The following is a 12,302-nucleotide window of genomic DNA, read 5'->3' as shown; positions in this document are numbered from 1 at the left end:
ATACATTGAAAATTAGGAATTCATAATTACCTTTGCACTCGCAAGATTCAGAGATTAATAGCCATTAAATAAAACAAATGCTTATATACATATTTTACTCTTTTATTGTTATTGTCGTTATTCAACTTTCTTATTATCTGGGAGTTTTTGGAAAATTTGCTTTTGGGAAACCACAAAGTATTGTTCCGAAAAATTTTCCTGTTTCTGTAATTGTTTGTGCAAAAAATGAAGAAGAGAATGTAAAAAAATACATTCCGTTATTAGCTGAGCAAAATTACCCTGATTTTGAAATTGTTTTAATTGACGATGCATCCAGTGATGAAACCTTAGAGGTTTTTGAACAATTTGAAAAAGAATATTCAAACATTCGTTTAGTAAAAGTGGAGAATAACGAAGCTTTTTGGGGCAATAAAAAATATGCTTTAACATTAGGTATCAAAGCTTCCAAAAAAGATTATCTATTATTTACTGATGCAGATTGTTATCCAACATCAAAAGACTGGATTACAGCGATGACTTCTCAGTTCACTATGAACAAAACCATTGTTTTGGGTTATGGCGGTTATGAAAAAACAGAGCGTTCATTTCTAAATAAAATCATTCGTTTTGAAACTGTATTGACAGCGGTGCAATATTTTTCCTGGGCAAAATTAGGCGCTCCATATATGGGAGTAGGACGAAATTTAGCTTATAAACGAGATGAATTTTTTAATGTAAATGGTTTTATTGATCATATTCAGGTTCGTTCCGGCGATGATGATTTATTCATAAACCAAGCTGCAAATAAATCTAACACTACCATCTCTTATGCGCCTGAAAGCTTTACTTATTCAAAGCCAAAAGTGACATATAAAGAATGGTTTACTCAAAAAAGAAGACATATTTCTACTGCAGAACATTACAAGTTTTTTGACAAATTGCAATTAGGACTTTTCTTCTGTTCACAATTATTTTTCTTTTTATTAGTTATTATTTTATTGGCTTTCCAATTTCAATGGATTGCTGTACTGGCTATTTTTGCAACTCGCTATACGGTTGCCTGGACTGTAATTGGGTTCTCTGCCGGAAAATTAAAAGAAAATGATCTTAAAATTTGGTTTCCGATTGTAGAAATCATACTTATGTTAACTCAAATTAATATCTTTATAACTAATACCTTTTCAAAACCTGTACATTGGAAATAAATTCTAAAATAGAAAAAGCAAAAAAAGGCGATCAGATTGCCTTTACTTTTTTATTAGATTTTTACTGGAATGAAGTGTACGGTTTTATGTTAAAACGTACCGAAAACGAAACCATAGCTGAAGATATCACTATTGAAACTTTCTCAAAAGCATTCGATAAAATAGCAAGTTATAATTCTGAATTTCAATTCAACACCTGGTTGATTGCAATAGCAAAAAACGTTTATATTGATTTGTTGCGTAAAAAGAAAACCAATCTTTTTGTCGAAATAACTGATTCCGAAGATCAACAGGCATACAATGTTGCCGATACTACCCTGTCTGCTGAAGATGCTTTAATCAATGAGCAGAATCTTTCTCGTTTACTACAGTGTATTAAAGAATTAAAACCACATTATCAGGAAGTAATTCAGTTACGTTACTTTCAGGAGATGACTTATCAGGAAATTGCGCTCAAAATTAATGAGCCTCTAAGCAATGTAAAAATAAAACTGCTTCGTGCTAAAAAATTATTAGCAGAAATCATCGAGCGTAACAGATAATTTTATATCTTTAATAAAAGAATAAAATATCCCTATCTTTATTCTTAAAAAAATAAATATTTCTCATACCAAAGTTCTTTTGTTTTCGTTATTTAGTTAAAACTAAAACCTTTATTGCTTATGATTTAATGTTACTTAACCTTTTAAATCCATTAACTATGTCTAAATTAAGCATCTATGAAACCAAGTGGACCGACCTTGTTTTCGAAAACAAAAACAAAGAATACGGCGCGTACCAATTACGCCAGGAGAGTTCTAAAAATTCAATTACAGCGCTATTCACGAGTTTGTTGATTATAGCTGCTTTAGGAAGTGCGTCAATGCTGATTAGTAAATTGATACCACATGAAATTATTGAACCGACAATAGTTTCATGCCCAATTACGCCGATCAATTTAACTCCTGATTTAGTAAAACCAGCAGAACCTGAACCAATTGCACCTCCGCAACAAAGCGAACCTGCAGCACAATCTATCAGCACGCAATTAACAAATCCTGTTGTAACCGCTGCCGCTCAAGCTACGCCTGATGTAATTGCACCAAATACACAGAACGCTCCTATTGTTAACAATACAAATTCTGGAACCGGAACAGCAGTGAATACATTACCAACTACCGGTGGCGGTGGCGGAGAAGTTGCACCATCTACAGGAAATATTAATGATCCTGTAAATTCTGCTATTTTAGACAAATTACCTGAATTTCCTGGAGGAATTGGTAAATTCTACACTTATGTAGGGAATAATTTCAATAAACCAGAATTGGATGCCGACAGAACAATGCGAGTTTATGTTTCGTTTGTAATCGAAAAAGATGGTTCAATGACAGACATAATTGTAAAAAATGATCCCGGATACGGATTAGGAAAAGAAGCTATTCGCGTTTTGAAATCATTAAAAACAAAATGGACTCCCGGAATATTAGACGGGAAAGCAGTTCGAACAGCCTATAACCTTCCGATAACAATAAAAACAGAAGCAGAATAATAAAAACAAGAAAGCAGAATTTAGGTTCTGCTTTTTTTATGCCTTTTTAATACAACCATGAAGAAATTAAGACAAATAAGTTTAACTTCGTTTGAATCCTATAATTTCCAAAATGCCTTTTACTTTTTCACATCCGGCAATAATTTTGCCACTGAAATATTTACCCCGAAAATGGTTTTCTCATTAACGGGGCTTATTATTGGAAGTTTAACACCCGATTTTGAATATTTTATTCGAATGAAAGTTCAAAGTAATTACAGCCATACAGTTTATGGAATGTTTTGGTTTGATTTACCTTTAACAATCTTACTCTCTTTTATTTTTCATAATATAATCAGGGATGAATTATTTAAAAATCTACCAAACAACATTCAATCAAGGATTTTAGCCTACACAGAATTTAATTGGAATAATTACTTCAAAAGAAATTGGGTCGTAATAATTATTTCAACTCTGATTGGTATTGCATCACATCTTTTTTGGGATGGCTTTACTCACGATCATGGCTATTTTGTCAATAATATTTCAGTACTCAGAAACTCCGTTTTCCTTTTTGATAAAGATATCCCTGTTTTAAAAATCGCTCAACATTTAAGCACTTTAACTCGAGGAATAATTATTATGATTACAATACTAAAACTTCCAAAAAATAACACAACTGCTTATCCTTCAAATAAAATATACTGGCCTCTTTTAATTATTTTTACAACCATAATAACATTAATCAGATTATTAATCATAGTAAATTACAGAGCTTACGGTCATATCATCGTTTCTGTAATTTCAGCTTTTTTAATTTCCTTAATATTAACACCCTTCGCTATAAAATTAAAAAACAATTTATAAAAACTGACAAAATCAATTACTTTTACAGTTCATAAAAAGATTGTATTAAAAATTAAAAAACAATAAAAAATGGGAATATTTTCAGCTATTCTTGGCAACGCTGGTTCAGTAAGCCAGGAAGATTTACTTAAAAAATACGGTCAGCTTTTAACTGATAATGAAGAAATCGAAATGGGTTTTAAATTAATTCGGGACACTTTTATCTTCACTAACAAAAGGTTAATTTTAGTTGATGTACAAGGAATAACGGGCAGTAAAACTGAGTACAAATCAATTTCATACAAAAGTATTACTCGATTTAGCGTAGAAACTGCAGGAACTTTTGAACTTGACGCCGAATTAAAAATTTGGGTTTCAAGCGAACAACAACCCAGCATTATCAAACAATTTAATAAATCGGTAAATGTGTATGAAGTACAAAAAGTATTGGCACACCACGTTTTAGGTTAAAAACAACAAACCCGACAAATTTTAGAAACTTGTCGGGTTTTATTTTTTCCTGTCAGAAATTATTATTTCTTTTTTTTAGCCGTTGTTTTTTTAGCTGCCGCTTTTTTTACAGGAGCTGTATTTACTATTTTTTGCTGTACATAAGGCTTATACAAACCATCTTTCTCTGCTCTTTTTTTAGCATCGTCTGCTCTTTTTTGAGATTCCGGATGCGAACTCATCATCTGGTCAATAAAAGAAGCCTCGGTACCCTCACTCATTTTAGCTAAAATTCGAAATGCAGATTCCTCAGCATTAACATTGTAGCCATTCTTTTTCAAAAAATCATATGAAAACAAATCAGCTTCGGTTTCTTGTTTACGGCTATGCTTGCTATCAATCATAGCGCTTCCAATTTTACCCAATTGGCTGTCAGTAACAGAAGCTACTGTTGCTGATTGCGAGGAGGCCCCATCAAGAAGGGCTTCTTTTTGATATGCTGCTCTCATAGCATCTCTGGAATCATTATTGGCAACGTGCCCGATTTCATGGCCTATAACAGCAAGCAATTCATTATCATCCATAATATCCATTAATCCTGAATATACACGAACACTGCCATCTGCGGTCGCAAATGCATTTACTTCTTTAAGTTTATATACCTTATAATTTAAAGTATAACCCTCCCCTTTAGTGTGTTTTCCAAAAACTCTGTTTAATCTTACTGCATAAGGATCTGTTGCTGCAGCTACAACGTGTTCAGCATCTAATTTATCAACCGCTTCTTTTGATAATTTAGCGGCATCTTCATTCGTCAAAGTAAAACTGGTAACTCCTTTTTGAAGAGCCCCGATGGCTTTTTCTCCAAGATTAATTTGTGCATTCATTTTAACTGCACCAAAAGAAATAAATAGGATTCCTAAAACTATAAACTTATTTTTCATCATTTTTATATTTGAATTAACAACAACAAATATACTTAGAAGTAAAAACATAAATCGAATTATATTTATTTTTATTAACACTTAGAACAGCTAACTTCATTGTATTATTCAAATTATTATCTAATTTATTATACAGAATTAACAAATTATCGACAATCAACTGATAAAATCGATAAGATAACAATTATACACACTCCTAACTTATACAACTTTATGTATATTTGTAGTGTCAAATTTAATATATGGAAACCGTAGTAGAAAATATACCAACCGGAAAGCCTAAATGGTTAAAAGTAAAACTTCCGATTGGACAAAAATACACTGAACTTCGTGGTTTGGTAGACAAATATAGTTTAAACACCATCTGTACTTCAGGCAGTTGCCCTAATATGGGGGAATGCTGGGGAGAAGGAACTGCAACTTTTATGATTCTGGGTAACGTGTGTACCCGTTCTTGTGGTTTTTGTGGTGTAAAAACCGGAAGACCTGAAACAGTCGATTGGGATGAGCCTGAAAAAGTAGCCCGATCTATAAAAATTATGAATATCAAACATGCAGTAGTTACAAGTGTGGACAGAGATGATTTGAAAGATGGCGGTTCAATTATTTGGATTGAAACTGTGAAAGCAATTCGACGTATGAACCCAGGCACAACGCTTGAAACTTTAATTCCTGATTTTCAGGGAATAGAAAGAAATCTTGACAGAATTGTAGAGGCTAATCCTGAAGTTGTTTCCCACAATATGGAAACCGTTCGTCGTTTAACACGTGAAGTTCGTATCCAAGCAAAATATGATCGTAGTCTGGAAGTTTTACGTTATTTGAAAGAAAAAGGAATTAACAGGACTAAATCAGGAATTATGTTAGGACTTGGTGAAACAGAAGAAGAAGTTTTTCAAACTATGACTGATTTACGTAATGCTAATGTTGATGTAGTAACTATTGGTCAATATTTACAGCCAAGTAAAAAACATTTACCTGTAAAAGAATTCATTACTCCGGATCAATTTGCCAAATACGAGAAATTTGGTCTTGAGCTTGGTTTCCGTCATATAGAAAGTGGCCCGCTTGTTCGTTCATCATACAAAGCACAAAAACACATTTTATAAAAAGTTCAACCGTTTACTTGTTTAATTGACAAATCGATTAAACAACAAACGATTTACCGAATAAACAAAAAGCTTGAAAACAAGAATAGCAATAAATGGTTTTGGAAGAATTGGCCGAAATTTATTTCGATTACTTTTAAACCATCCTGAAATTGAAGTTGTTGCAATTAACGATATTGCAGATAACAAAACGATGTCACATTTAATAAAATATGACAGTATTCATGGGGTCTTACCTTTTGTAGTTTCCTATGATGAAAAAAGCATTATCGTTAATGAAAAGCATTATTTATTTTTTCATGAAAATAAGATTTCAAATTTAGACTGGAAAAGTCACCATATTGATTTTGTAATTGAATCTACCGGAAAATACAAAACATACGAGGAGTTAAATGCACATATTGAAGCGGGGGCAAAAAAAGTAATACTTTCAGCTCCATCAGAGGTAGATACAATAAAAACTGTTGTTTTAGGAGTTAACGAAGGTATTTTAGACGGAAGCGAAAAAATTGTTTCAAACGCAAGCTGCACAACAAACAATGCTGCTCCAATGATTAAGATTATTGATGAATTATGCGGAATTGAGCAAGCATACATTACTACAATACATTCGTATACAACTGATCAAAGTTTACACGATCAACCGCATAAAGATTTAAGAAGAGCAAGAGGGGCCAGCCAATCAATTGTTCCGACAACAACAGGAGCAGCGAAAGCACTGACGAAAATTTTCCCTGAATTGCATGAGAAAATTGGAGGTTGCGGTATTCGTGTCCCGGTTCCGGACGGTTCTTTAACAGACATTACATTTAACGTAAAACGCGCTGTAACAATAGAGGAAATTAACAATGCTTTTGAAAAAGCATCAAAAACGCGTTTTAAAAAAATATTAGATTACACAGAAGATCCAATCGTATCAGTTGATGTAATAGGCAATACACATTCATGTTTATTCGACGCACAACTAACATCTGTCATAGATAAAATGGTAAAAGTGGTTGGATGGTATGATAATGAGATAGGCTATTCATCGAGACTTATAGATCTGATTTTGCTGATGAAAAAAACATAAGATTCATTATAAAAAGTATTACAACATGAAATACCTTTTTATTTTTATCAGTTTTTATTACACCTCACTATATTCGCAATCAAAACCGAATATAGACAGTATTTCCTATTACAATAAATTAGCCAACGCCAGTCTTAAAGATAAAAAATACAACAATGCTTTATTATTTACTCAAAAATCAATAGATTATAGTAAAAGTCACCATAAAGCAGAGAACCTGGCTAATCAAACTTTCAAGCTGGGAAAAATATACTACAATCAACAGAAATACGAAGAAGCTTTAAAATATTTCCATAAAAGTATTGCCTTATTCAATCAAATTCCCCTAACTGCAACAAAAGCAGTTGCTTTATATTATATCGGAATTACAAATACTGCAAAAAAGAATTATGAAACTGCTGAAGTATATTATAAAAAAGCAGATATTATTTTTAATAAATTAAATTTAAATGATTCTTATGAGTATTTAAATTTAGAAAAAGCAATGGTATTTAAATCACATAAAAATTATGATTTAGCAGCCAAAACATTAAAAAAAATAATTCAACAGCCAGACAACAATAAAAATTCAGCAATCAAATCAGATTCCTATTATCAACTTGGGTTAATTGAAACACAACGCAAGAAAAATGATTCTACTATTGTTTACTTAAATAATGCTCTGGATTTAAATTCAAAAACTCAAAATTTAAAACAAAAATCAAAAATTATATTAGCGATTAGCCAATACTATAAAAACAATAAAGAATATGACCGCGCCTACAGTTATTTAGATGAGCATTACCAAATAGAAAATTATATCCTAAAAATAAAAAACACCAAACTTGATTTTGATAAATTCAAAAAAATCAAGGAAAACAATATTTTAAATGATGTGATAAAACGGGAAAATGAACAAAAAGCACAGGTAAAAACATATCGATATTCAAAATTAATCAGCATTTTGGCCATTGCACTTATCTCTATTTTATCTTTATTAAGTTTAGCATTATATAAAAATAATGTTATCAGAAATCAAAACAATTTACTTTTAAAAGAAAAAAACAGAGAACTTATTTTAGCCAAAAATAAAGCTGAGGAAGCTTCAAAAGCAAGATCTGAATTTTTATCAACGGTAAGTCATGAGCTCAGAACCCCACTAAACGCTATTAACGGAATTGCACATTTATTACTTCAGGAGAACCCAAAACAATCACAATTAAAATATTTGGATTCTTTAAAATTCTCCGGAAATTATCTCACTACATTCATTAACGAGATACTTGAAATAAATAAAATGGACTCCAATAAAGTTGAAATAGAAAAAATCAGTTTCGACTTAAAAGCTTTGCTTGCCAATATTCAAAATTCTTTAAAAGAATTGGCGACTGCTAACAACAATCATTTTAAGTTGGAAATAGACGATACTATTCCGGATAACCTAATTGGTGACACAACCAAGTTATCTCAGATAATCCTTAACTTAATTAACAATGCGCTAAAGTTTACTCAAAACGGAAATGTAACCCTTATTGCCAAATTAGATGCTCTTGGCAGTGAAAAGGCAACGGTTTATTTTGAAATTACCGATACCGGAATCGGTATTCCAAAAGACAAACAAAAAAAAGTTTTTGAAAGTTTTTCACAAGGATCTGTTGAAGTCAACCGCAAATATGGAGGAACTGGTTTGGGACTTACGATAGTTAAAAAGCTTATTGAGCTTTTAGGGGGCAAAATAAAATTATCCAGTGAAGTTGGCAAAGGTTCCACATTTAATTTTAAATTAATTTTTGGCATCAGTAAAAACCCATTGAAAAAAACTCCGGAAACCAAACTTTATGATGATTGTCAATTAAAAAACAAAGTCATTTTATTGGTTGAAGATAATAAAATAAATCAGCTGATAACTCAAAAAATGCTTGAAAACAAATCGATATCCTGCGAAATCATAGATAACGGTGAAGAGGCTATCGAGTTGTTAAAAGTAAAACATTTTGATTTGATTTTAATGGATGTGCACTTACCTGGAATTAACGGCACAACAGCAACAGAACAAATTCGGGAGTTTGACAAAACAACGCCAATTATTGCGCTTACTGCTATTTCCCTCGATGAAAACAGAGATCAGCTTTTATCTTTTGGAATGAATGACGTCATTACAAAACCTTTCGTTCCGGATGTATTTTACAATACCATTGCCAGACATTTTGATTAAAAATTTAGTTTTTTTTACTTTTTCAAATAGTTTAAAACTTCAAAATTAAAATTTTCCTGACGATTGATAAATGAACTTTTTATTGGTAAATAATATAGTTTCGAAACTAATTCCGAATCTTTTAAGCGAACAAAATCTTTTTCGGTTGTAATAATTTTTCTATGCTGTGCTTTTTTTAAAATTAATTCTATTTCTGTTTCCGAAAAATGATGATGATCCGGAAAAGTCAAACATTCATCATTTTCATTTTTTAAATAATCAAAAAATGATTTTGGTTTAGCAATCCCGGCTAATAGTAATTTTGATTCGTTTTTGATTTCATCGACAGTGATTTTTTCATTGGCCCCATAAATAGCATCATCATAATCTATAAAAGTAAAGTACAATTCCTGCTTAGAATTTAATTTTAGCTTTCGCTGAATTTCCTGTTGCTTTGCAATTGATAAACCCTTCGGACATTTAGTTACAATTACAATATTGGCCCGATTGGCCCCGCTTCTGCTTTCACGTAAATTTCCGGTTGGCAGCATAAAATCATCCGCATATAAATCATCATAAGAAGTCAGTAAAATATAAAATCCCGCTTTTACTTTTCGGTGTTGGTATGCATCATCAAGTAAAATCACTTCAGGCTTTTCATTTTGAGATAGCAATTGTATAATTCCGTTTGTTCGATTCGCATCAACAGCCACCTGAATATTGGGGAATTTTTGATAAAACTGAAAAGGTTCATCACCTAAAATAGCTGCATTTGAAGTAGAGTCAGCCAGAACAAAACCTTCAGACTGACGTTTATATCCGCGGCTTAAAGTGGCAACTTTATATTTATCGGACAGTAACCGAATCAGATATTCTATTTGTGGTGTTTTTCCGGTTCCGCCTACACTTAAATTTCCAACTGCAATAACCGGAACATCAAACGAAGTAGATTTCAGAATTCCTTTATCAAAAAGAAAATTCCTGATTGCAGTAATGAATCCGTATAAAATGGCAAACGGAAAAAGTATTTTTCGAAGTAAGTTCATTTTACGAAAGTATAATTTTTTTCGTTAATTTGTTTAAAGTTTCAAGTTTTACATAACAACTTGAGGCTTCAAAACTTGAAACAAAAAGTAAAAATGAAAATCAAAGAAATATTAGCAGTTCTGGAAGAAATGGCTCCTTTGGCTTACGCCGAAGATTTTGACAACGTCGGGCTTTTAGTTGGAGATTCAGAATCCAAAAGTACAGGAGTTTTAGTTTGTCACGATGCTTTAGAAAATGTAATTGAAGAAGCTATTACTAAAAAATGCAATTTGGTTGTTTGTTTTCATCCGATATTATTCTCAGGAATCAAAAAAATTACGGGCAAGAATTATGTGGAGCGTGCGATTCTAAAAGCAATTAAAAATGATATTGCCATTTATGCCGTTCACACGGCTTTAGACAATCATTCTCAGGGTGTCAATAAAATTTTCTGTGATGCTTTAGGATTAATAAATACTAAGGTTTTGATTCAGAAGCAAAATTTCATTCAAAAATTAATTACTTATACCGTTCCTGATAATGCTGAAAAAGTTCGCTATGCATTGTTTGAAGCCGGAGCCGGAAGAATTGGCAACTATGACAATTGCAGTTTTAACTCAGAAGGTTTTTTTACTTTTGAAGGAAATGAAAACAGCAATCCTGTTATTGGTGAAAAAGGAAAATTGCATACCGGAAGCGAAATAAAAATTGAAGTTATTTTTGAAAAACACCTTCAAACCAGAATTCTGAAAGCACTTTTTACAAATCATATCTACGAAGAAGTGGCTTATGAAATCTATGATTTACAAAATTCGCATCAAAATATTGGTTTAGGTATGATTGGTGAATTTGAGACCGAAATGGATGAAAAAGATTTTCTTTATTACGTAAAAGATAAAATGATAGCGGATGGAATTCGTCATTCTGCCTTTACAGGAAAAAAAATAAAAAGAGTTGCTGTTTTGGGAGGCTCAGGAAGTTTTGCTATAAAAAACGCCATTCAGTCCGGAGCAGATGCTTTTTTAACGGCTGATTTAAAATACCACCAATTTTATGAAGCTGAAAATCGATTACTTTTAGCAGATATTGGTCATTTTGAGAGTGAACGCTATACAAAAAACTATATTGTTGATTATCTTAGGAAAAAAATCCTTAATTTTGCCATCATTTTATCAGAAGAAAATACAAATCCAGTTAAGTACTTATAGAATATGGCGAATACGAAAGAATTAAGTGTTGAGGACAAGTTAAGAGCAATATACGATTTACAGCTTATTGACTCGAGAATTGACGAAATCAGAAACGTAAGAGGAGAACTTCCATTAGAAGTTGAAGATTTAGAAGATGAAGTTGCAGGTTTAAGCACGCGTTCAGAAAAACTAAAAAGTGAACTTGAAGTAGTTGAGGATCTTATTAAATCTAAGAAGAATGCTATTGAGGAACACAAAGAGGTAATCAAAAAATACACAAAACAACAAGAGTCAGTTCGCAATAACAGAGAATTTAATTCTTTGACTAAAGAAGTTGAATTTCAGGAATTAGAAATTCAATTGGCTGAAAAACAAATTAAGGAAATGAAAGCTTCTATTGAACACAAAAAAGAAGTTATTTCTAACCTAAAAGAAAAATTGGAAGCTAAAAGTTCACATCTAAAGCATAAAAAATCTGAATTAGATGCAATTATGGCCGAAACTCAAAAAGAAGAAATCTTCTTAACTGAGAAATCTACCGAATTTTCAGAACAAATCGAAGCAAGATTATTAGCTGCTTATAACAGAATCAGAAGTAGTGTTCGTAATGGTTTAGCTGTAGTATCTATCGAAAGAGGAGCTTCTGCAGGATCATTCTTCACAATTCCGCCACAAACTCAGGTAGAAATTGCTTCCAGAAAGAAAATCATTACTGATGAGCATTCAGGAAGAATCCTGGTTGACAGCGTACTTGCTGATGAAGAGAAAGAAAAAATGGAACAATTGTTCTCAAGTATCTAA

The 12,302-nt window shown here is 31.9% G+C and carries 13 protein-coding genes; 11 read left to right on the top strand and 2 right to left on the bottom strand.

The genetic code is table 11. The features are described from left to right. Positions 1 to 77: 77 nt before the first annotated feature. The 6 genes from PMI10_RS02145 to PMI10_RS02125 all read left to right on the top strand — a co-directional run bounded on the left by PMI10_RS02145 (position 78) and on the right by PMI10_RS02125 (position 4,008). A complete protein-coding gene (locus PMI10_RS02145; protein ID WP_007803995.1) occupies positions 78 to 1,184 on the top strand; it encodes a glycosyltransferase in 1,107 nt (368 codons plus the stop codon). Continuing rightward, complete coding sequence (locus PMI10_RS02140; protein WP_007803993.1) at positions 1,175 to 1,726, top strand: RNA polymerase sigma factor; 552 nt, start codon at positions 1,175 to 1,177, stop codon at positions 1,724 to 1,726. Before PMI10_RS02145 ends, PMI10_RS02140 begins: the two co-directional genes overlap by 10 nt. 158 nt (positions 1,727 to 1,884) lie before the next feature. Beyond that, positions 1,885 to 2,712 carry an energy transducer TonB gene (locus PMI10_RS02135; RefSeq protein WP_007803989.1) on the top strand — a complete coding sequence of 276 codons (828 nt, stop codon included), beginning with the start codon at positions 1,885 to 1,887 and terminating at the stop codon, positions 2,710 to 2,712. A gap of 112 nt (positions 2,713 to 2,824) precedes the next feature. After that, positions 2,825 to 2,899: a DUF4184 family protein gene (locus tag PMI10_RS22415; protein WP_369792090.1), complete on the top strand. Its 75-nt coding sequence runs from the start codon at positions 2,825 to 2,827 to the stop codon at positions 2,897 to 2,899. Further along, positions 2,884 to 3,558: a DUF4184 family protein gene (locus tag PMI10_RS02130; protein WP_369792089.1), complete on the top strand. Its 675-nt coding sequence runs from the start codon at positions 2,884 to 2,886 to the stop codon at positions 3,556 to 3,558. The genes PMI10_RS22415 and PMI10_RS02130 overlap by 16 nt, the downstream gene beginning before the upstream one ends. A gap of 69 nt (positions 3,559 to 3,627) precedes the next feature. Beyond that, entirely contained in the window at positions 3,628 to 4,008 is a 381-nt protein-coding gene (locus PMI10_RS02125) for a PH domain-containing protein (RefSeq protein ID WP_007803986.1), read from the top strand. 62 nt (positions 4,009 to 4,070) lie between these two features. Here PMI10_RS02125 and PMI10_RS02120 read toward each other — a convergent pair whose 3' ends face one another. Further along, the gene (locus tag PMI10_RS02120) at positions 4,071 to 4,931 is read right to left on the bottom strand and encodes a M48 family metalloprotease (protein WP_035631202.1); all 861 of its coding nucleotides are present in this window, start codon (positions 4,929 to 4,931) and stop codon (positions 4,071 to 4,073) included. A 242-nt stretch (positions 4,932 to 5,173) separates the two neighbouring features. Between PMI10_RS02120 and lipA the strand changes: the two genes are divergently transcribed. From lipA to PMI10_RS02105, 3 genes are all read left to right on the top strand, one after another. After that, the gene (gene lipA, locus PMI10_RS02115; RefSeq protein WP_007803982.1) at positions 5,174 to 6,040 is read left to right on the top strand and encodes a lipoyl synthase; all 867 of its coding nucleotides are present in this window, start codon (positions 5,174 to 5,176) and stop codon (positions 6,038 to 6,040) included. A 73-nt stretch (positions 6,041 to 6,113) separates the two neighbouring features. Beyond that, positions 6,114 to 7,112 carry a type I glyceraldehyde-3-phosphate dehydrogenase gene (gap, locus tag PMI10_RS02110; protein WP_007803981.1) on the top strand — a complete coding sequence of 333 codons (999 nt, stop codon included), beginning with the start codon at positions 6,114 to 6,116 and terminating at the stop codon, positions 7,110 to 7,112. Between the two features lie 25 nt (positions 7,113 to 7,137). After that, entirely contained in the window at positions 7,138 to 9,306 is a 2,169-nt protein-coding gene (locus tag PMI10_RS02105) for a tetratricopeptide repeat-containing hybrid sensor histidine kinase/response regulator (RefSeq protein WP_007803979.1), read from the top strand. Between the two features lie 14 nt (positions 9,307 to 9,320). Here the strand turns inward: PMI10_RS02105 and lpxK are convergent, their stop codons facing one another. Further along, the gene (gene lpxK, locus PMI10_RS02100; RefSeq protein ID WP_007803978.1) at positions 9,321 to 10,331 is read right to left on the bottom strand and encodes a tetraacyldisaccharide 4'-kinase; all 1,011 of its coding nucleotides are present in this window, start codon (positions 10,329 to 10,331) and stop codon (positions 9,321 to 9,323) included. Positions 10,332 to 10,424: 93 nt separating this feature from the next. Between lpxK and PMI10_RS02095 the strand changes: the two genes are divergently transcribed. Together PMI10_RS02095 and PMI10_RS02090 are read left to right on the top strand one after the other, a co-directional pair. Then, on the top strand, positions 10,425 to 11,519 hold the full coding sequence (locus tag PMI10_RS02095; protein ID WP_007803975.1) for a Nif3-like dinuclear metal center hexameric protein: 1,095 nt from the start codon (positions 10,425 to 10,427) through the stop codon (positions 11,517 to 11,519). A gap of 3 nt (positions 11,520 to 11,522) precedes the next feature. After that, on the top strand, positions 11,523 to 12,302 hold the full coding sequence (locus tag PMI10_RS02090) for a zinc ribbon domain-containing protein (RefSeq protein ID WP_007803973.1): 780 nt from the start codon (positions 11,523 to 11,525) through the stop codon (positions 12,300 to 12,302).

The sequence above is a fragment of the Flavobacterium sp. CF136 genome, from assembly GCF_000282055.1.
Classification (GTDB): Bacteria; Bacteroidota; Bacteroidia; order Flavobacteriales; family Flavobacteriaceae; genus Flavobacterium.
This window is presented reverse-complemented; position numbering and strand designations above follow the sequence as displayed.